Origin of the sequence: Thermosynechococcus sp. HN-54, assembly GCF_023650955.1 — a bacterium.
In the GTDB taxonomy this organism is placed as follows: Bacteria; Cyanobacteriota; Cyanobacteriia; order Thermosynechococcales; family Thermosynechococcaceae; genus Thermosynechococcus.
The window spans coordinates 2,108,167-2,127,805 of the sequence record NZ_CP098039.1 but is presented as its reverse complement, the minus strand read 5'-3'; the positions used below and the strand labels follow the sequence as shown (position 1 = coordinate 2,127,805).

General features: G+C 52.4%; 20 protein-coding genes and 1 tRNA gene. 11 read left to right on the top strand and 10 right to left on the bottom strand.

The genetic code is table 11. From position 1 onward, the window contains the following. Nucleotides 1–36 precede the first annotated feature (36 nt). Nucleotides 37–109 (bottom strand) — tRNA-Ile (locus NBE99_RS10235). A gap of 125 nt (nucleotides 110–234) precedes the next feature. Here NBE99_RS10235 and NBE99_RS10230 point away from each other — a divergent pair. Both NBE99_RS10230 and NBE99_RS10225 read left to right on the top strand, forming a co-directional pair. Then, nucleotides 235–1,386, top strand: a complete 1,152-nt coding sequence (locus tag NBE99_RS10230) for a cysteine desulfurase family protein (RefSeq protein ID WP_250681979.1) — start codon at nucleotides 235–237, stop codon at nucleotides 1,384–1,386. A 306-nt stretch (nucleotides 1,387–1,692) separates the two neighbouring features. Then, nucleotides 1,693–2,031: a hypothetical protein gene (locus NBE99_RS10225; RefSeq protein ID WP_250681978.1), complete on the top strand. Its 339-nt coding sequence runs from the start codon at nucleotides 1,693–1,695 to the stop codon at nucleotides 2,029–2,031. Between the two features lie 7 nt (nucleotides 2,032–2,038). Here NBE99_RS10225 and NBE99_RS10220 read toward each other — a convergent pair whose 3' ends face one another. From NBE99_RS10220 to NBE99_RS10195, 6 genes are all read right to left on the bottom strand, one after another. Further along, complete coding sequence (locus NBE99_RS10220) at nucleotides 2,039–2,311, bottom strand: DUF3143 domain-containing protein (protein ID WP_250681977.1); 273 nt, start codon at nucleotides 2,309–2,311, stop codon at nucleotides 2,039–2,041. Further along, nucleotides 2,308–2,781 carry a J domain-containing protein gene (locus NBE99_RS10215; RefSeq protein ID WP_250681976.1) on the bottom strand — a complete coding sequence of 158 codons (474 nt, stop codon included), beginning with the start codon at nucleotides 2,779–2,781 and terminating at the stop codon, nucleotides 2,308–2,310. Before NBE99_RS10215 ends, NBE99_RS10220 begins: the two co-directional genes overlap by 4 nt. Before the next feature lie 13 nt (nucleotides 2,782–2,794). After that, nucleotides 2,795–4,015: a type II secretion system F family protein gene (locus NBE99_RS10210; RefSeq protein ID WP_250681975.1), complete on the bottom strand. Its 1,221-nt coding sequence runs from the start codon at nucleotides 4,013–4,015 to the stop codon at nucleotides 2,795–2,797. A gap of 49 nt (nucleotides 4,016–4,064) precedes the next feature. Then, the gene (locus NBE99_RS10205) at nucleotides 4,065–5,162 is read right to left on the bottom strand and encodes a type IV pilus twitching motility protein PilT (RefSeq protein WP_250681974.1); all 1,098 of its coding nucleotides are present in this window, start codon (nucleotides 5,160–5,162) and stop codon (nucleotides 4,065–4,067) included. Between the two features lie 67 nt (nucleotides 5,163–5,229). After that, on the bottom strand, nucleotides 5,230–7,260 hold the full coding sequence (locus NBE99_RS10200; RefSeq protein WP_250681973.1) for a GspE/PulE family protein: 2,031 nt from the start codon (nucleotides 7,258–7,260) through the stop codon (nucleotides 5,230–5,232). A 90-nt stretch (nucleotides 7,261–7,350) separates the two neighbouring features. Continuing rightward, the gene (locus NBE99_RS10195; protein ID WP_399371026.1) at nucleotides 7,351–8,313 is read right to left on the bottom strand and encodes a transposase; all 963 of its coding nucleotides are present in this window, start codon (nucleotides 8,311–8,313) and stop codon (nucleotides 7,351–7,353) included. Between the two features lie 306 nt (nucleotides 8,314–8,619). Here NBE99_RS10195 and NBE99_RS10190 point away from each other — a divergent pair, with 306 nt between their 5' ends. From NBE99_RS10190 to NBE99_RS10180, 3 genes are read left to right on the top strand one after another with little or no spacing between them, the layout of a single operon-like run. Beyond that, a complete protein-coding gene (locus tag NBE99_RS10190; RefSeq protein ID WP_250681972.1) occupies nucleotides 8,620–8,832 on the top strand; it encodes a hypothetical protein in 213 nt (70 codons plus the stop codon). Further along, nucleotides 8,833–9,027, top strand: coding sequence for a lipopolysaccharide assembly protein LapA domain-containing protein (locus NBE99_RS10185; protein WP_250681971.1), 195 nt, complete (start codon nucleotides 8,833–8,835; stop codon nucleotides 9,025–9,027). It begins immediately after the preceding gene. Next, nucleotides 8,994–10,598: a right-handed parallel beta-helix repeat-containing protein gene (locus tag NBE99_RS10180; protein WP_250681970.1), complete on the top strand. Its 1,605-nt coding sequence runs from the start codon at nucleotides 8,994–8,996 to the stop codon at nucleotides 10,596–10,598. The genes NBE99_RS10185 and NBE99_RS10180 overlap by 34 nt, the downstream gene beginning before the upstream one ends. Here the strand turns inward: NBE99_RS10180 and NBE99_RS10175 are convergent. Further along, nucleotides 10,595–11,605: a hypothetical protein gene (locus tag NBE99_RS10175; protein ID WP_250681969.1), complete on the bottom strand. Its 1,011-nt coding sequence runs from the start codon at nucleotides 11,603–11,605 to the stop codon at nucleotides 10,595–10,597. The genes NBE99_RS10180 and NBE99_RS10175 overlap by 4 nt on opposite strands. Here NBE99_RS10175 and NBE99_RS10170 point away from each other — a divergent pair. Continuing rightward, nucleotides 11,592–12,653 carry a glycosyltransferase gene (locus NBE99_RS10170; protein ID WP_250681968.1) on the top strand — a complete coding sequence of 354 codons (1,062 nt, stop codon included), beginning with the start codon at nucleotides 11,592–11,594 and terminating at the stop codon, nucleotides 12,651–12,653. The genes NBE99_RS10175 and NBE99_RS10170 overlap by 14 nt on opposite strands. Here the strand turns inward: NBE99_RS10170 and leuD are convergent. Beyond that, nucleotides 12,646–13,236, bottom strand: a complete 591-nt coding sequence (leuD, locus tag NBE99_RS10165; RefSeq protein WP_250681967.1) for a 3-isopropylmalate dehydratase small subunit — start codon at nucleotides 13,234–13,236, stop codon at nucleotides 12,646–12,648. The genes NBE99_RS10170 and leuD overlap by 8 nt on opposite strands. A gap of 9 nt (nucleotides 13,237–13,245) precedes the next feature. After that, a complete protein-coding gene (locus NBE99_RS10160) occupies nucleotides 13,246–14,298 on the bottom strand; it encodes an adenosine deaminase (RefSeq protein ID WP_250681966.1) in 1,053 nt (350 codons plus the stop codon). Nucleotides 14,299–14,517: 219 nt separating this feature from the next. On the opposite strand from NBE99_RS10160, the gene NBE99_RS10155 reads away from it, so the two are divergent. Genes NBE99_RS10155 through cas2 form a run of 5 tightly spaced genes read left to right on the top strand, consistent with a single transcriptional unit; the run spans nucleotide 14,518 to nucleotide 19,511 of the window. Next, complete coding sequence (locus tag NBE99_RS10155) at nucleotides 14,518–16,272, top strand: RDD family protein (RefSeq protein WP_250681965.1); 1,755 nt, start codon at nucleotides 14,518–14,520, stop codon at nucleotides 16,270–16,272. 12 nt (nucleotides 16,273–16,284) lie between these two features. Further along, complete coding sequence (locus tag NBE99_RS10150; protein WP_250681964.1) at nucleotides 16,285–16,896, top strand: hypothetical protein; 612 nt, start codon at nucleotides 16,285–16,287, stop codon at nucleotides 16,894–16,896. Nucleotides 16,897–16,937: 41 nt separating this feature from the next. Continuing rightward, nucleotides 16,938–17,531, top strand: a complete 594-nt coding sequence (locus NBE99_RS10145; protein WP_250681963.1) for a Uma2 family endonuclease — start codon at nucleotides 16,938–16,940, stop codon at nucleotides 17,529–17,531. A 24-nt stretch (nucleotides 17,532–17,555) separates the two neighbouring features. After that, nucleotides 17,556–19,214 (top strand): type I-MYXAN CRISPR-associated endonuclease Cas4/Cas1, encoded by a 1,659-nt coding sequence (locus tag NBE99_RS10140; RefSeq protein ID WP_250681962.1) that lies wholly within the window; start codon nucleotides 17,556–17,558, stop codon nucleotides 19,212–19,214. A 3-nt stretch (nucleotides 19,215–19,217) separates the two neighbouring features. Next, nucleotides 19,218–19,511 carry a CRISPR-associated endonuclease Cas2 gene (cas2, locus tag NBE99_RS10135; RefSeq protein ID WP_250681961.1) on the top strand — a complete coding sequence of 98 codons (294 nt, stop codon included), beginning with the start codon at nucleotides 19,218–19,220 and terminating at the stop codon, nucleotides 19,509–19,511. Nucleotides 19,512–19,639 lie beyond the last annotated feature (128 nt).

The following is a 19,639-nucleotide window of genomic DNA, read 5'->3' as shown; positions in this document are numbered from 1 at the left end:
GGCGATCGCTCGATTGGCCTTGAGTGGATTAAAAAATCCAGGGTGCTGGAGTTGAACCAGCCTATGGCGAATTATGAGTTCGCTGCCTCATCCGCTCGGCCAACCCTGGGCAAATACCTATCATTTTTCAATATAGTCCCCCTTGGCGCCTTCTACCGCTCGATTGTCTGAATGGCCATTGAGTGCGGGATTCCTTGCTAGGCTAAAGGAGAGGGGGGGTCAAGCAGACGGGGAATGAAGCCAATTTACTTAGATGGACTGGCAACAACACCGGTGGATCCCCAAGTGCTGGCAGCCATGTTGCCCTATTTTAGCGATCGCCCCGGCAATGCCAGTAATCGTGCCCATGCCTACGGTTGGGAGGCAGCGGCGGCCATTGATCGTGCTCGCGAAATCATTGCCTCAGCCATCCACGCTCATCCAGAGGAGATTATTTTTACCAGTGGTGCCACCGAGGCAGACAACTTGGCGATCAAGGGTGTGGCCGAAGCCTACTACGGTCGCGGTCGCCATATTATTACGGTTCAGACAGAACACAATGCCGTGCTTGCCCCCTGCCGCTATCTGGAGTCCTTGGGCTTTCGGGTGACCTATCTGGGGGTGAATCAGCAAGGGTTCATTGATCTAACTGAGCTAGAGCAAGCCTTTACCCATGAGACCATCTTAGTGTCCGTGATGGCCGCGAATAATGAAATTGGCGTGCTCCAACCCTTGGCTGAAATTGGTCACCGCTGTCGCGATCGCCAAGTTTTATTCCACACCGATGCAGCACAGGCTCTCGGCAAAATCCCCTTGGATGTTCAAGCACTTCAGGTGGATCTGATGTCTCTGACGGCCCACAAACTCTATGGCCCCAAGGGCATTGGTGCCCTCTATGTGCGACGCGATCGCCCCCGCGTCCAACTCGCCCCTCAACTTCATGGCGGCAGTCAAGAACAGGGCTGGCGATCCGGCACCTTGGCTACCCCCCTTATTGTCGGTTTTGGCGCAGCGGTACAACTGGCTCAGGAACGTCAAGCAACGGATATTCCCCACTTGCGGCACCTTAAAGAGCGGCTGTGGCAGGGCTTAGCCTCCCTAGGGGACATTTATCTCAATGGCGATTGGCAACAGAGTTTACCCAACTGTCTCAATGTCAGTATTGGTGGAGTTGAGGGCAATGCCCTCCTGCAATCCATTTATCCCCATGTCGCCCTCTCCCCTGGTGCAGCCTGTAGTAGCGACAAACCCACACCCTCCCACGTTCTTCTTGCCTTGGGGCGATCGCCCACCCTTGCTCGTGCTTCGCTGCGATTTGGTTTATTACGTACCACCACAGAGACCGAGATTGATTTAGCGCTTCAACAGATTCACCACAGCATTCAACAACTACGCCACCAGAGATAGATTTATATTTCTTAATAGTCATGATTTCTTAATATAAATTTATAATATTCCCAAATGCCGATAATATGATGGTTTCCGTGATCTAAATCACATCTAAAAGTGCTTTTACGTGAAACTACGGATAATCTCCAAGTTCCAAAATTCATAGAATGATAACGTACGATAAATCAATTATTAACGATTTGTCATAACGATTAGTTATGTCCCCTGTTGATCCCCCGCAAAATTTGGCCATGGGTGGAAGTGGACAGTGGGAAATCAATTCAAATTCATAAGATGCCGGCATAGTAGTTGGGGGAACACAACATGACAAAATTATTGCCCGTTACTGCCTACACAATTCGCCGTCTGTTGCGGCAATACCAAGGACAGCTCAAATCCGTGGTGGTGGAAGGGGCTTGCTTAGTGGCCGATCCCGAAGCAGACTTGAATGCGGTGCTCGAGAGTCTCTATTTGGACGAAGAAGAAGTCCGCACCCAAGTAGCTGAAATTGAGAAGCTGATGATGACCCGTCAACTCTTGCTGAAAGCAGGGGCAAAGGAACGGGCAGCAGCCATTGAAGATCAAATTCTCTGGATTTTTGGTCTGAAACGGATCGGCAAGCCAGCCAGTAAAACAACGCCAGCAATGACCATCATGATGTGATGGTTGTCTAGGGGCCAGCAAAAATCGCTTCTTCCACATCAGCGCGGGGGCAGGAGTACTTAAAAGAGCGCTGAATAACACTGCCCTCGAGGCGATCGTGATAAATCACTTGGAGTTCCTCAATATCCAAGCAAATCCGAGCTGACCACTGCGGGTACTCAACCTCCCAGCAGTGAATATCTGTTTCATCCCGCACACAGCCCTTTTGCTGTAGCCAAGCTTCAATTTGGGGTAGGGCATGGTTGTACAGGGGAGTTTGGGGGTGAGGTAAAGTATTCATCCGAGTTCAGAAATACGACTAACCATTTGCAAGATCCATTCTTGCCCCTGTTGAGACAAGCCGACAATCACCGCCAGAACCAAGCAGCCGACAAACGTGATTCCCAAGATAAACAGAGCAAATAACTCCCCCGGCGAAAGGGGGCGATCCTCTGGGGGAACACTGGGAGAACGTCCAGAGCCTTGAGGGCGAGAAGACACGCCCATCCCCGTTGTAGTGGGCTGTTTTAGCTGGGCGCGCAGCCGCAATTGCAAGTCATACCACTGCCGCTGCTCAGGGTTAGTGAGCACTGCATAAGCCTCATTGAGGCGGTGAAACTCCTCGCGGGCGATCGCCACCGGCAGCGTCGTTGTATCCGGATGATAGAGCTTACTCTTTTCGCGATAGGCACGGCGAATCTCTGCCAACGAGGCCGTGGGAGTCACCTCTAGAACCTCGTAGTGGGTTCGCGACGGGGACAGATGTGCCATGGTAAGGTGCGGCTTATTTAACTAGATCAAAGATCTTGAACATCGGTAGGTACATCGCCACCAGAATTGACCCTACCATACCCCCTAGCACTGCAATCATCACGGGTTCCATCACACTGGTGAGAGCCTTCACTGCCTGCTCAACCTCATCTTCATAGAAGTCTGCCACCTTCATCAGCATCTTATCCAGTTCCCCTGTCTCTTCCCCCACGTTAATCATCTGGGTCGCCAGCACTGGAAAGACCCGTTCCTGTTGCAGCGCAAGGCTCAGCATCCCTCCCGTTTGCACCTCCTTCGCGGCACGATCAATAGCATTGGAGATCACTTGGTTACCCGCTGTGGCACTGACAATCTCAAGGGAGCGCAAAATCGGCACCCCTGAACGGGACAGCGAACCAAACGTGCGGCAGAACCGTGCCACCGCTGTTTTTTCCACCAAATCGCCAAAGAGGGGTAGCTTCAACAGCAAGCCATCAATCATCAGCCGGCCAGCCGGGGTATTGTAATAAAAGCGAATCCCCAATACCAAGCCCACCACACAAATAATCAACAATGCCATATACTGAGGCGTGCGCAGGAACTGACTGAGGGACACCATCATGGCGGTAAAGGGAGGCAACTCGCCTCCCAACTGTTTGAAGATGCCCTCAAACACGGGGATCAGGAAAATCACCATCCCCAAGAAAATCCCCACCGCCAGCAGCCCCACCACCACGGGATAGGTCAGGGCGGACTTGATTTGGTTATTGAGGCGGGCTTGATCCTCCAGCAACTTTGAGAGACGGTTGAGCACCTCATCAAGCACCCCCCCCGTTTCCCCTGCTTGGATCATGGCCACAAACAGATTATCAAAGGCCTCAGGATGGGGACGCATTGCATCAGCCAAGCTACTCCCCTGTTGAATGTCATTGTTGACCGCCATGAGGATTTTTTTCAGTTTCGGGTTGGTGCATTGATCTGCCAAAACACCGATCCCACGCACCAAGGCCACGCCCGCATTCACCAGTGCCGCAAACTGACGGGCAAAGATCGCCTTATCCTTCACGGTAATTTTTGAGAGGAAGCTCAGGTCAAGATCCGATTTGAGGGTAAGTTTTTTGGCCTCCTTGACCTCTAGAACCTGTACCCCCTGCAATTGCAAGGCCATGCGCGCTTCTCGAGGGGTCGAAGCTTCCTCCCGTACGGTTCTGTACTTGCCTTGGGCATCCCGTATCCGCACTTCATAGGTTGCCATGACTCAATACCTCTTTGATGTCACCTTTTTTGTTCTCAACGACCACTCCCTAACGCGCTGCTGCCGCAGGTGCACCCGCACCAATGAGACGTTGCAGCTCATCCTGACGCGAGGATTTGGCCATTGCTGCCTCATAGGTAATAATCCCCGCACGATAGTAGTCGGCCAAGACTTTTTCGAGGGTCTGCATCCCCAGCTTGCCGCCGGTCTGAATCGCCGAGTAGATCTGCGAGGTTTTGCCTTCGCGAATCAGGTTGGAAATAGCAGGCGTCACCACCATGATTTCTTGGGCCATAATCCGCCCAAATTCACCAGGCTTGGGATTTTTCTTAGGAACCAGCGTTTGGCTAAAGACTGCCACCAACGAGTTCGACAACTGGACGCGAATTTGCTGTTGCTGCTCTGGCGGGAACACATCCACCATACGGTCAACGGTTTGGGCGGCTGAACTAGTGTGCAACGTCCCAAAGACCAAGTGACCCGTTTCCGCTGCTGAGATAGCCAGCTGAATTGTTTCCAAGTCACGCATCTCACCCACAAGGATAATGTCGGGGTCTTCCCGCAGCGCTGCCCGTAGGGCATTGGCAAAACTCTTGGTGTCTTCCCCCACCTGCCGTTGGTGGATCAGGCTCTTGATTGGTTCATAGACAAACTCAATGGGGTCTTCAATCGTCAGGATATGCTCAGCGCGGGTTTTGTTGATTAAGTCAATCATCGCCGCCAAGGTTGTGGTTTTCCCTGATCCTGTAGGCCCAGTCACCAGAATCAAGCCCCGTGGCCGCTCACTCATTTCGCGGACAATGTTGGGCAATCCCAACTGCTCAAACGTGGGAATTTTGGAACTCAAAGCCCGCAAGCAAGCAGCATAGGTACCCCGGTCTTTATACACATTGACGCGGAACCGTGCTAAACCCCGTACACCATAGGAGCAGTCCAACTCCCAGTTTTGCTCTAGGTGCTTACGTTGGGTATTGTTGAGCATGCTGAAGATCAGGCGCTGGCATTGCTCTGGGGTGAGTGGCTCGTAGTCTGTCGGCGTTAATTTGCCGCTAATGCGAATGTAGGGGGGTAAGCCAGCGGAGATGTGCAAATCAGAGCCACCATTGGCCACCACTTGCTCCATTAAGTCTTCAATCATTAACTCCATAGGGTATTCCTCGTCTAAGCAGTTTGGTCAACAACACGAAAATTTATCGAATACGTTAGTAATCCTGTTAATCCACAAAGCGGGGTGTCATGCAATAGGGGCATTCTAACCATTCGGGCTGGGCCTCGGCACCGCAGGTACGGCAGGTTAAAGAACTCTTACGTTTGGCCTTGAGTTCTGATTCGAGACCCGTGTCCGTAAAGGTGACGCGCTCGACTTCTTCGAGGGTGGTGACGCCTTCTTTGACAAGGTTCAGGCTATAGGCCAACAGGGTTTTCATGCCCTCTTCAACCGCCGCTTCTTTGATCCGCTCCGTGGGGGCACCCTCAGTAATCAGACTTTGCAGGCGCTCCGTCACCCGCATAATTTCATAGACCCCACAGCGCCCTTTGTAGCCCACACCGCCACACTTGCTGCAAATCGGCTGGCCACTGGCTTTGGCTGCTTGAATCTGCTCGGGCGTCAGTTTATTGGCTTTGTAGAGGGTGAGGTTGACATCCTTGGAAGCGGACAAGCCAAAGCGTGCCAGTTCCTCACGGGTGGGGGTATAGGGAATGCGACACTCACTGCATACCCGCCGCATGAGTCGCTGGGCAACGACCCCAATTAAGGAAGCGGAGACCATGAAGGGTTCCACCCCCATTTCCGAGAGACGGGCAACGGCACTGGCGGCATCGTTGGTGTGCAGAGTGGTTAACACCAAGTGACCCGTCAAGGCAGCTTCAATAGCGGTTTTTGCTGTTTCCTTGTCGCGGGTTTCCCCCACCAGAATCACATCGGGGTCTTGGCGGAGAAAGGCACGCAGAATGGAGGCAAAGTCCATACCTTTTTCGCGAATAACCTGTACCTGCGTCAGGCCGGGGAGCGTGTATTCAATTGGGTCTTCCGCTGTACTGATGTTGACACCAGGACTATTACATTCAGCCAGCGCTGAGTAAAGTGTGGTGGTTTTCCCTGAACCCGTCGGGCCTGTGACCAGAATCAAACCAAAGGGGCGCTTGGTCATCTCCCGCACAATGGCAAGGCTCTCAGGGTCAGTAATCAGTTTGTCGAGACCCAATTGGGTGGCGGAGTTATCGAGAATCCGCAGTACCACTTTTTCGCCCCAGCGGCTGGGGAGGGTATTCACTCGGAAGTCCACCCGTCGCCCTTGGAACATTTTGCGGATACGGCCATCTTGGGGGGCACGCCGCTCGGCAATGTCGAGGTCAGCCAAAATTTTGAAGCGGGAAACTACGGCTGGCACGATCTTCTTCGGCAGGGGGTCAAAGGCCTGGTGGAGCACCCCATCTTTACGGAAACGAATCCGTAGGTATTCCTCTTGGGGTTCAATGTGGATGTCGGAAACTCCTTCGGTGAGAGCCTTGGCCAAAATTTTGTTGACAAGCGCAATAATGGGAGCATCTTCTGCCCCTTTGAGCGCCTCGGCAAGGTCAGCCTCCTGCTCCCCTTCAATTTCTTCGAGGCCGCCCATGGCTTCGATGTCTTCTTCGATGTTGATTTCACCGATAGCAGCGGGGGCATTTTTGCTGGCAGCGGTTTCAGCTACCTGCTTGTTGAGAATCGGGTCAATGAGGCGTTGGTAGTCCTCTAGGGTGATCACCATCCGCTTCAGGGTGAGGTTGTGACTGCGCAGCAGCCGGGTGAGGTTGTCAATGGCTTGCAGGTTGTCGGGATCCACCATCGCCACCAGCAGGTAGGGGGGATCGGCGTCGAGGTGCTTGGCAATGGGGATGACTTGGTAGGTGCGGCAGGTGTCAATCGGTACAATCGTGTTGATCAGTTGCTCGATTTGCTCGGTGGGAAAACGATTGAGTTCGGGATCAAGGCAATCGACACCATAGATGACTTTAAGTTCAAAAAGTTGTTGCTTGTGGTACTGACGTAACACATCGGGGGGCATGGTGGTGCCCGTAATCTCCTGCAACACGGTTACGAGGGACTTGCCTGTTTTGCGGGCGGTGTTCATGGCTTCCCGCACCTGATCGATACTGGCGTAACCGGAGGCAACAATGGCTCGTTCGGTGGGGCTAGCGGCTCTGCCGCGCACGGTAAGCGCTTTGCGAGCGGATGAAGAAGATGACGATGTGTTAACCATAGGGCGCATTGGGGTCTGGATGGCTTGCCTACTATAGTAGCAACAACTTTCCTAGCAGAAGTGTTGAATTCTGCAACAAAACTTAACATCCTAAGTGACAAGTAGCTCTGGCTGCCAATCAAAGCTCCAATGCACTATCGAGCAGCGGCGACTCAGTTCCAGTTGCAAATATCGCAATTTGTCTAATAGCTTCCTGCCAAAGTATTCAGGTATCTCCATTAGCTCTAAAATTAAGTACCCAATCAAAACCATATAAATCTGATTTATCACCCCATTCAAACTCTTCGTAATCAGCTTGTCTAATGATAAATGCATCTTTAGAAACTTCCATAAGTTCTCAATCCCCCACCGATGCCGATACAGCTCACTCACTTCCTCATCACTTAGATGCATTAGATTCGTCGCAATACGAAACTCTGTTCCATGCTCATCAAAAAATTGAACCACTCGGTATCTCTCATGATTGAGCTTCATTCTCATGTTATTCTTGATACGCACAACAAATAAACACTTCCTCTCACTCAGCCGCTCTAAAAATCTCCAACTCGCAAACCCTCTATCCATGATGGCAACGGCATTCTCAGGGATCATTTCTAAAATCTCGTCTTGAAAGCTTAGGTCATGTCTCTCCCCAAAAGAGACTACTGCCTTACCCAGGATGTTCTCTGTTAAATCAAATCCTGTAATTAACTTCACTTGATGGTATTTGTAGAACCAAAAGAGCTTACTCGTCAGGGTAATGACGGTTGAATCAATAGGAAACAGCATCAGACTTGAACAACGATGTCTCTTGCGAGCTTGAGACATGAGATGAGTGTAAATCCTCTCAAATAAGGTGGTTGTTCGAGTTTTGTTCGCCTTGGAAAACGTGGACATATCCACTGTAATCCCCGAATGATTCAAGCGATAAAATAAGGCTCTCATGCTGGTTAATCCTTGGTCGAGAATGTAGGTCAACCAGATTTTGAAGAACAATTGAGAGTTGAGGACGGGGTAGTCGCAAGGGCTGAGCTGCTTGAGAATAGACTTGACAAGAACTGAAAAAGATGCCATAGTAAGCTGATTAATTTTTCTTCTTTTGAGGGAAGAATACGACATTTCTTCCCTTTTTTCTAGCCTCTTAAACTATCTTTCAACACTTCTGCTTTCCTAGGGATTTCATGGGTATTTTCACGGTTTATTTTTATTGACATTTTTGTTGACAATTCTTGTTATAGACGTTTTGTAACCGCGATCGCCATCTTTTGCGTAAGCTGAAAATTATTTACAATCCTGCGGCACATTAGAAACTATTAGTTATCTGTTCTCCCTGTTAGTGCGTCCTCTCGATTCTGCCATCGTCCTGTGGAGGCTTGCCCTATGCGTGTCAAAGAGGTGATTGTGCCGCTGCTAGTGGTTGGCTTGGTTTTTGTTGGTTTTGGCGATCGCTTTTTGCCGGCACCTTTGAGTACGGCCAGTGCCAGTACCCGCGAGCAACTCAATGGCTTTTTCAAGGGAATGTTTACGGGGTTTTCCACCTATAACCGCTACCATAAGACGGAGGAGATGATTCGCCAAGCGGAAGGGAAGTAAATGCGCCGCTTTTTGCTCTTTTTACTCTGGATGATTAGCAGTGGGGCAATCGCCCTCTTTTCCGTACAGAATGCAAAAGCGGTGTCCCTGAGATTTTTGTTTTGGCAATCCATTGACTTGCCCCTTGGGGTGCTCCTGATTGTTGTGGCCGCGATCGCTCTATGGCTGCCCTATTTGGCCCGACCGCTGCGGTGATGAAGTGGCCATATGTCTGGCTGATTGCGCTTTGCCTAGCTCTAATTCTAATATTGACGGGGCAACAAAGAATTGCAGCTATTCCAGCCTCGCCCCTGACCCTAGAGGTGAACCCAGCACATCCCCAAGCCAGTGATGCCGGCAAGGGAATTCCAACAACCCCTTTCCGCACTATTGGTGCTGCTTTGGCGTGGGCACAGGCGCACGATCGCCCCACAAACATTTACATTTATAGCGGGATTTATCGGGAGACGCTGGGAACGATTCATCATCGGCAGACGCCCCTACGACTGATTGCCAAGGGGGGCGATCGCCCGAAGGGCGCGCTTCGCGATCGCGTGATTTTGCGCGGCAGTCAACAATGGTCAGATTGGCAAGCAGTCTCTACCACTTCAGCAGTGACGATCTACCGTCACCCGTGGACATTGGGGTGGGGCTTTTCCGGTAACCCGTGGACAGCGTTTGATATTGAGTTACCCCGAGTGGCGCAGCGGGGCGAACTGGTGTGGTGGCAGGAGACTCCCCTGCGGCAGCGACTCTCATTTATGGAATTGCAGGGGAATGATTTCTATGTGGATGATGCAGAGCAGCAACTGTATGTGGCAATTCCTACCGGCATCTCACCTAGGGAATTGGAAGTAGCGGTTCACCGTGAGGCCTTACGAATCTTAGACAGTGGTTTTATCAGTTTGGTGGGGCTGCGCTTTGAGCACTATGGCGGCACGTTTACCCAAGCGGTACGCATTGAACGCAGCCATGATATTCAGGTGATTGACTGCATATTTTGGGGCAACAATTGGGGTGGCCTCGAAAGCCACCAGAGCGATCGCCTGCGGGTGGAGCGAACGCAGTTTCTGCAAAATGGCTGGCGGGGCATGGCGGGGGTTCATTTACGGGACTTCACAGTCCAGCAAGTTCTCGTCCAAGGCAATAATTGGCGGGGGGGATGGGCAGGCTTTTACGATTGGGATGCGGGGGATAAGTACTTTCATTTGCGCCACGCCGTCTTTGATCGTTACCGCGCCATTGAGAACCAAGCGGCCGGTCTATGGCTTGATACGGATAATCAAAACGTCGAGATTCGGCGATCGCAATTTGTGGGCAATGCCGTTGTCGGTCTTTTCCTAGAGGCGGGCACAGGCCCAGTCACAATTGAAGATTCCTTAATTGCCTATAACTACAGCATTGCCCCGAACTATCTACAAACCCCCGGCATTTTTGGCTGGGCGGCTGCCCATGTCACCCTGCGCCGCAACTGGATTTGGGAAAACCAAGGGGCACAAATTGGTGTCCGCGATCCTTCCCCGCGAACCGTCACGCTGCCAGAAACCGGTGAGGCAGTCACGATTACGTCTCAAGATTGGTACCTCGAGGGCAATTGGATTGGCAGCCGCCAAGAGCAACTCCTGACTACCCTTAAGGGCGAAGCCTTTTTGAAAACGCTAACGTTGCAGGGGAACCACTGGTGGAGTGAAGCTCCCTACCCCTTTCGCCTAGAAGGGGAAAATGTCCCTTGGTCGCAGTGGCAGGAACGATATGGCAAGGCTGGGGATCGCTGGCTCAGCCCCTAGAGGCGATCGCGCAACTGATTGACCATCGCTTGAGCCGAAGCTTCGTCCACAAACATCCCCAGTTGAATCTTGGTTTCCTCCCCACTCCCCACCAAAAAGGCATCGGGCACGACTGCTTGCGCCTTCTCTAAATCCGCCGGTTCCTTGTAGGGAGCCAGGACATAGTAGCGACCATTGGGCATTTTTTCGACAAAAAGTCGTGTTGTATGTTCGGTTTCAGCTGGGGTTGGGCTGGCTGTGGGGGTGGGTGAGGCACCCGCAGTTGGACTGGTTGCAGGGGTCGGAGATTCACTGGTTGGGGGTTCAGTGGCCGGTTCCAATTGGGCAAGGGTGCTGCGATTAACATCAGGAAATTCCCGTGCCGTCATATCAGGGCCGACGGGTGGCGTGGGTGATGCTGCTGTTGGTGTTGAAGGTACGGGGGAGGGCGATGTAGCAACGGGAGAGGGTCGGCGGTTGAACCACCACAGGGCTGCGCCACTAAAGCCGGCAAGAATGCCAACCACAATTAACCAGCGTTGCACTAAATGTTGACTATTGCTCTCCCGCCGCTGGAACCAAGGACGCTGTTGGTTTTTTCGTACCTGCTTGAGTAGCTCACGGGTAGAGGCAAAGGGGCGCTTTGTGGGGTTGGGTGTTTGGGGTGCAGGGGGATCACTGGGATAGGACTGGGGCAAGAGTTCTGCTAAATCTGTGGGATCAAACTCGAAAAATGGATCGGCAAGTCCCTCGTCGGCACGTTCATCGGTGGCTGGTGCTGTCTCAGGGGTGAGGGCTAAAGAGTTGACCACGGGAAAAACGGTTTGGGAAGCCGTCTCTGCGGCAGCGGTAGGGATGACACTCGGTTCTGGGGCGATCGCAGATTCGGGAACAGGCGGGGCTTCAAAGGGGGAATGGGCTTGTACCATGCGATGGCAGCGATATTGGGTGAGTTCTGCCTCTAAACTAAGGTTGAGAGAAGCCAAAGCCGCTTGCAAACGTTGGCGATCGACGGTGGCAGAGGTCATAGCAATCGCTCCGAAAACAGTGCCCGAAAGTCTGTTGAATGAACGCACTACCCCAATGGATTATGCAGCAAACTGTGCAAGTTCCCAACAATGGCACAAACCACCGCTATTGAGTATTTGCATTCCAGCCTACCACCGTCCCCAAGGACTGGCGCAGGCGGTTCGCTCAGTCGTCGCCGCCTTGCCCCCTGAGAGCCAGAATCGGGTGGAAATAATCATTACCGATGATTCCGCCACCCCCGCAGCAGTGGAGGATTTACTCGCTGGATGGTCAGGCCGCTGGTACTACCAGCACAATGCTCAGCGCTTGGGAATGGTGGCCAATTGGAACGCAAGCGTGGCGAAGGCCTCAGGGGACTTTATCCTGCTGTTGCACGACGATGATTACTTGCTCCCCCAAGGAATACCCACAATTCTCGAAATTCTCACTAGGGAGGGCACTGCGTTTGATGTCTTTCTCTTTGGGGTGCATTTGGTGGATCAGCATCAACGCTGTTTGCGACGGCAAATTCCCCGACGGCAGGGATGGCTCTCCCCGGCTCAAGCCCTTCGCCAATTGCTGCGTCATTCCTCGTTTGTACGGTTTCCAGCCTTGATCTGGCGGCGATCGCTCCTTGAGGAGGTTGGCTATTTTGATCCCGCCTACGGCGAAGCCACAGACCTCTACCAATGGCTACGGTTTTTTGCTCGCAAGGGCGTTTACACGGTTCCCCGCGCAACGGCAGCTTACACGATTCACGATCAGGCTCTGACGATGGGGATGTTCCACGCTCAGACCTTGGCAACCCTAAGACAAATTTTTACCGCTGCTGCTGATTTCAAGATCCTCTCACCCGCGGCGCTACGGGAGTGCCAAGGCGACTTTTTCCACCAGTTTATCTTGGCGGGAACATGGCGATTCTTGCGCCGACGGCAGTGGCAACGGGCGCAGGCAGTGTACCAGCTTTTTGAGCTACCAGAGGTAATTGCATTGGGGCGATCGCGCCGCTGGCAAGGCTTGCGTTGGCTCTTTGGCGCTTGGCTTTGGCTACTGCGACAGATTAGCTAACCGCCCACTGCATATAGGGCAGCCGCGCTGCTACTGCGTGAATTTTGTCGCAATTGGCCAAGAGTTGACCACAGGCATCCCACTGACCAGAAATGAGCATTTGCCGGGTACTTTCCGCCATGGTTAGGGGAATAACTTGAGCGCCCGCCGTCAGGGTCAGCGTGTGCAGGTCTAGGGTCAGTTCCGTACTGGGCTGATCTTCCAAAAGGGTTTGCAGTGCCTGTACCTGCTCTGGGGCAGCTGTGACACAAGGAACTCCCATTGCCAAGCAGTTGCCTGCAAAAATTTCCGCAAAACTCTCGCCAACAATTGCTTGAATCCCCCAACGGGCGATCGCCTGCGGTGCGTGCTCACGACTCGAGCCACAGCCAAAGTTGGCATTCACCACCAGAATCCGCGCCCCTTGGTACTGAGGCAAGTCAAAAGGATGCTGTCCCGACTGGCGATCGTCGGCAAAGACATGCTCCCCAAGGCCATCAAAGGTGACACAGCGGAGAAACCGTGCGGGAATAATGCGATCGGTATCAATATCGTTGCCCCGCAGAGGAAGGCCACGACCCGTAATGCGTTCAATCTTGCTCATAGGCCTATCTTACTGGATTGCGCAGCCTGCAAGTGCAGTTTGGGGGGAATTGCCCTGAAGCAGGTTACTCAGGAGGAGGGTCGGCGGTTGCGCATGGGGCCAAGCAAAGGCATGGCGAAAAGCTGCTTCCTGACAGGCCTGCAACTCCTTGAAGTTAAGAATGTCATGGGTGAGTAGGTTTTCATACTCGAAGGGTAGCCGCACATTGTGCAGTCCCGCATTATCCGTACAGATGGCCACATCTACCCCCGCTTCAAAACAGCGTTCAAAGATTAGCCGCAATTGCTCGTAGCTCTCGAGGGTGCCCGTTTGAAAATAGGTGGTGGGGCAGACTTCAAGGCATTGACCGGCAGCGGCGACTTCCTGCAGCAACTCTGGATACCGCAGCGGAATTTGAATGCCATGGCCAATGCGTTGCAGGTAGGGCAGCAGTTCAGGATAGCAGCCATTGACCGTTTCGTAGAGGTGACCCGTGGTTTTCAGGCCGCGATCGCGGGCATAAGCATAGAGTTCGACAAATTCCTGCATGCGATCGCCATAGACGCTATCGCCCCCGGCTAAATCAATGCCACAGACAAACTGGGGAAAACTCGCCGCCAGATCAACAATGGCACGGTTCACCGCATAGGGCAGTCGCGTGTGCATACAGAGAATTTGGCTGGTGATAATTGGGTACTCTGGTACTTGGCAAGCCAGACCCACCGTTTTAACAATCTCGGCCATCTGCTCAATGCGATCGCTCTCGGAGCGCTGCGGATCGGTGCGCAAGTAAGGCGTATAACGCAACTCCAAGTAGGCCAAGTTTTCAAAAATATAGGCGCCGCGAATCAAACGAAAAATGAAATAGGGCAGCGTTTGCGGTGTTTGCACACTCTCCACTAATGTGTGGAGTTCGAGGTATTCTTCGAGGGATTGACGGGGGCGAGTATAGAACGTTTCAAACTCCTGATAGTTGGGAAAGCGCTCCGCAAGGGAGCGATCGTTCCGCTGAAAATACCGCCAAAGAATACGCGGTACAACTGAGCCACCCAAATGCCGATGTAGTTCTGCGTACAGTGCCATACCTGCTCCTTGAACTGGCCAAAACGCAACCAATACCTAAGCTGGCCAGAGGGGTCAATGCCCACACCTCAGCCATAGATCACTCGATAGAAAGAAACGAGTAAAAGAAAAAGAATAACTGGATTGTTCTAATGTTAACAAATCTTACAAAAGTCGCAGGGGGAAAAATCAGCGAGAACGCTAGGATTATTTCGATCCTCCATCGGTTTGGTGTCGCGAATGTTGCCTTTTCAACGGCGAGGACGGCTTCCCCATTCTCTCTCTAGCGGTAACGTGGTCACGATTGCCTTAGAGCTATACCGTCGTCAGGGCGATCGCTACTTTCTCTTGAGCCTTTTTGCCCACGCATGGTTTTTTCTGCTGACGATTGCCGCCGTGCTCAGCGTGGGCGTGACCTTGATCATCGGTGGGTTCCTCGCCGGTGCAGTCAATGATACTCTGCCCTTTCTCTGGTTGACGGGAATTGGCCTCTTAGTCGCCTTGCCCTTGTATCTCTTTGGTTGGACACGGCTGATGGCCAGTGGCGCCCTGCTTTCTCGCCGCATCTACATCGTCCTCACTGCCCTTGAAGAATCAGAATCGGCAGCCCGCAGCCTCATTTTTCCCAAAATGCTCAATTACTTGCTGGCCACTCTGCTGGTCGGTGTCATTTTGCTTTTGGTTTATGTGGTCTTGGGAGCGATCGGTTACCTCATCTACTTGGTGGGATGGCCTTTAGTGCAACTGGTGCAGCAGAATACCCCCACTGAACCCGCGAGCACTCTTTTGTTTTTAACCTTTGTTCTTGGCGTCCTGTTGCTCCTGTTGCTTGCCCTGTTGGTGATTACCTACTTCACGGCACGGCTATCCCTCGTTGATGTGGTCTTAGCCCTTGAACCGGAATGTACTCCTGTCAAAGCTGTACAGCGCAGTTGGCAACTCACCCAAGGACAGGCATGGCATACCCTAACCGTGTTCTTTGTTGCTTCCCTAGCAACGATTCCCGCGAATATCCTTGGGAGTATTATTAACAGCGTCATGATTATTCCCGTGGCTGGCCTCTTTGTCGCAGTTCTCCTCCTCCCCCTATGGCAAGGGATCAAAGCGGTTCTCTACTGGGATCTGCGGGTACGCAACGAGGGAGCAGCGTTTCAAGTGCGCCCTGAAGCGGTCAATCCCTTGCGTTGGTTGCGGCGGGTCAGCCTGCGTACACCAGAAAGTATCGAGTTGGACTTTGCCCTAGCGGGAATTGGCAGCCGTGTCCTTGCTTGGCTAATTGATCAAGTCATTCTCTACACCGCGCTTGTGCTCTTTTCCCTAGTCGCGGGTTACATCTACTTCTATGCACTTTATCCGTGGCTGATCGAGGTGCTGCCTGCCAGTGGCCAAAGTATTGAAGCTTGGAGTTTGGGCATTTACCTGTTGGTGATGTTTGCCCTCTACAACGGCTATTACATTTTCTTTGAAACCTACTGGCAGGGGCAAACCCCCGGCAAGCGCTATGGCGAGATTCGCGTTGTCCAAGATAATGGCCGTCCCATTGGTCTCAAGGAAGCCACGCTGCGCAGTTTGCTGCAATCCATTGATTTTGCTTTTTTTGGTATAGGTGCCCTCTTAATAACGTTATCCCGATCAGAAAAACGCTTGGGAGATATGGTGGCAGGTACCCTTGTGATTCAAGATGAGCAGGCAACACGGTTTGCACCTAAAACTGCCACAGTTCAGGAACCCCAGATGAGTTGGGTGCAGGAGTTGCGATCGCTCGCCCACTGGGAACAGATAACCCCCGAACACTATCTCCTCGTACGCAATTACCTCAATAGTCGCGATCGCCTGAGTCCGGTCGGTCGTTATCAAGCCGCTCAAGAGCTACGCCAACAATTGGAACCCCTGTTGCTACCAAACTATCCCCCCCACTGGCCTTCCTTGAGTGCCGAAGAGTTTCTAGAAGGTCTATACATTGCCTACCGTCAACAATACCAGTCATCCCCCTAGTGTGAGGCATTTATGCGTTTGCTGCTGAGCCTTGGTTGCAGTCTGACCCTCTTGGGAGCATTTCCCCTGCTCATGAGTCGGGCAAGCGAGCCGACAATTCAGGCGGTTGCCCCTGCCCCCCAACGCTATCAACTGCTGGGGTTATCCTTTGAAACGCCCCTGCAATTTTCAGCGCCCACCTCCTTTGGCGAGAATGGCGTTGCCGTCGTCTATCCTGCCAATGCCGTACCAGGGGAGCACGAGCTAATGGTCAGCCTGATTAGCCTCCCTAAAACAAGTGAAGTCCTAGGGGGTCTTTCGGATCAAGAGTTGCGCAGTTGGCTGCGGTTTACCCAAGTGGGTGGCCCCCTCTCAGCAGCCCCCGGACAGATTGAGCGACGCATTTTGGGACGGCGAGTACGCGGTGAGGTGTTTTATTATCCGACCCCCCGACCGATTCACCAAGAGTTATATTTGATGCATCTCCAGGGGGGGCAACGGCTGGCCATTCTCTTTGAAGCGGAAGATCAAGTGCCCTTACCCGTGGTGGAGCAAGTCTTTAACCATGTGGCAGCCTCGTTGCAGGAATTGCCGCCGCGATCGCGAGACTGGAAACGCAGTTTTGAGTGGTGGAAAAATCGTTAGACTTCTAGCATGCGGCCAGCATGTAGAGCGTGACAACAGCCATGAACAGTGCTCTCCCAGTGTATCTCCCCAAAACCATCCGGTTCACTGAAGAGCAATTCGCAGAAATTATCAAAGCTAATCCCAATCTACGGTTTGAATTAACTGCTTCGGGAGAATTGATTGCTATGCCCCCTACGGGTGGCGAAACCGGTCGCTACAATGCCGCCCTCACGGCTGACATCAGTCTTTGGAATCGCCAAACTCAACTGGGTGAAGTCTTTGACTCCTCTACCGAATTCCGCCTACCCAATGGTGCCATTCGTTCACCCGATGTCGCATGGATTGCCAAGGAACGTTGGCAGAGATTATCACCTGAGGAGCGTCAAGGGTTTGTGCCTCTTTGCCCTGACTTTATCATTGAACTGGCATCTCCTAATGACGAATTGTCTCACCTAAGGGCAAAAATGCAGGAGTACATAGACCATGGCTGCCGCCTTGGCTGGTTGATTGTCCCCCAGCAGCACATTGCAGAAATTTACTGCCCCCAGCACACACCAGAGAGCGTGTCTCTGCCAGCAACTCTTTCAGGAGAAGAAATTCTGCCCCACTTTTCTCTTGCATTCTCCCACTCAGGCCAATGGATAAACCAGTGAGTCCTTTTCACTGAAAGGTTTGATATGGAACAGACTGTTGCCTGCGCTGAAACGGAAACACTGCGCGTTAGCTCTCTGCGTGCTTTTGCCTACTGTCGGCGGCTATTTTATCTCGAAGAAGTTGAGGAGCTGTATACCCAAAATGAATCCGTCTTTGCGGGGCGGCGGCTCCACGCTGAGCTACAAAAACTAGAACGGGAAGATTGGCAGGAATTCAATCTTGAAAGCGTAGCTCTGGGTTTACGGGGACGAGTCGATGCATTGCGCACCCTGGAGGGGCATTTGATTCCCTATGAGCACAAAATCGGCCGTTCTTATCGCGATCGCCAGCAGCAACCCCAAGCATGGTATAGCGACAAGGTGCAAATTCTTGCCTATGCCTGTTTACTGGAAACTGTTCTCGGCGTCACTATCCCCGAAGGTCGCATTCACTATCACCGTGACAACGTTACTGTGCGTGTGCCTGTTGATGACGCAGGCCGCCAACTAGTGCGGGACACGATTGAGCAAGCGCGTCAACTGCGAGCCTCTTTGGAGCGCCCCCCTATATGCAGCAATGAAAAGCTCTGTCTCAACTGTTCCTTAGCACCCGTATGCCTCCCAGAGGAAGGGCGATTAGCTCACGATCCTCAGCATTCGCCCCTGCGGTTATTTCCGCGGGATGATGAACGGGAGATTATTCACGTCACTGTTGGCGAAGCGGTAATCAAGCGAGCCGGCGAGCAGCTCAGGATTGCAATTCAAGATGAACCAGAGCAAAAGTTACCTATCCAGCAGGTGGGGCAAGTGGTGATCCACAAATTTGCCCAAATTACCACACCTGCGATTCATTTATGTGCCCATCGGGAGGTCGGCATTCACTTCATCAGTAGCGGTGGACGCTATATTGGCAGCATTGACAACCGCAAAGGCAGTATTCAGCGGCGCATTCGTCAGTATCAAGCGTTGACGAACCCAGACCAGTGTTTACGTCTTGCCCAGTTACTGGTGAATTGTCGCGGACAGAGTCAGCGCCGCCTGCTGCTACGAGGACAGCGGAATCGCCAAGACGATCTACCTGCGTTGCAAGACATCACCACGCAAATGGAGCGGCTCCTCAGTACCATCTCCTACGCCAGTTCTCTAGAGGCTCTACGCGGCATTGAAGGCAACCTCGCTGCCCTTTATTTTTCGGGATTGCCCTATCTTCTGGGGGATCAAGTCCCGAAGGAGTTGCGCTTCAACGGTCGCAATCGCCGTCCGCCAAAGGATCCCTTTAATGCGCTGCTGAGTTTTGGCTATGGCATGCTCCTCAAGGACGTAATGAATGCCATTCTCACGGTTGGTCTTGAACCAGCCTTTGGCTTCTATCATCAGCCCCGTACCCAAGCACCGCCCCTTGCGTTGGACTTGATGGAAATTTTCCGCGTCCCCCTTGTGGATATGGTGGTGATTGGTTCGATTAACCGCATGCAGTGGAACCTTGACGAGTGCTTTGAGGTACGCCGAGATCACGTATGGCTCAGTGACTATGGTCGGCGTAAGTTCATTGAACTCTATGAAGCCCGCAAAGGTGAAACGTGGAAGCACCCAGTGACCAACTACTCGCTCACCTATCGGCGACTCTTGGAGCTGGAAGTGCGTTTGCTTGAAAAGGAATGGTGTGGGGAGGCAGGGCTGTTTGGTAAACTCATTTTGCGTTGACCTATGGGTGAATCGAAAAATTGGTACCTCATCTGCTACGACATCCGCGACCCCAAGCGATGGCGACAGGTTTATAAGCAGTTAGAGGGTTACGGTGAACGATTGCAGTTCTCAATTTTTCGCTGTCGTCTCACGCCACGGGAGCGGGAAAAGCTGCGCTGGCAGCTCGAAAAAATCCTCATGCAGGAAGATAGCCTCCTAATCGTCGGATTGTGTAGCCAATGTGTGGAGCGGGTATGCGCTTGCAACCGAGCCGGAACATGGCCAATGTCAGAGCAGAATTTCAAAATCTTTTAGCGTGCAAGCACCTCTGGATTCAAATATTCTCCGACACGGCTGATATTCAAATACAGCCTCTTGACTCAATTTGAGAGTTTTTGTTAGATTTAGAGGTGCTTGAAAATCTCTGAACCTATTTCCCAGAG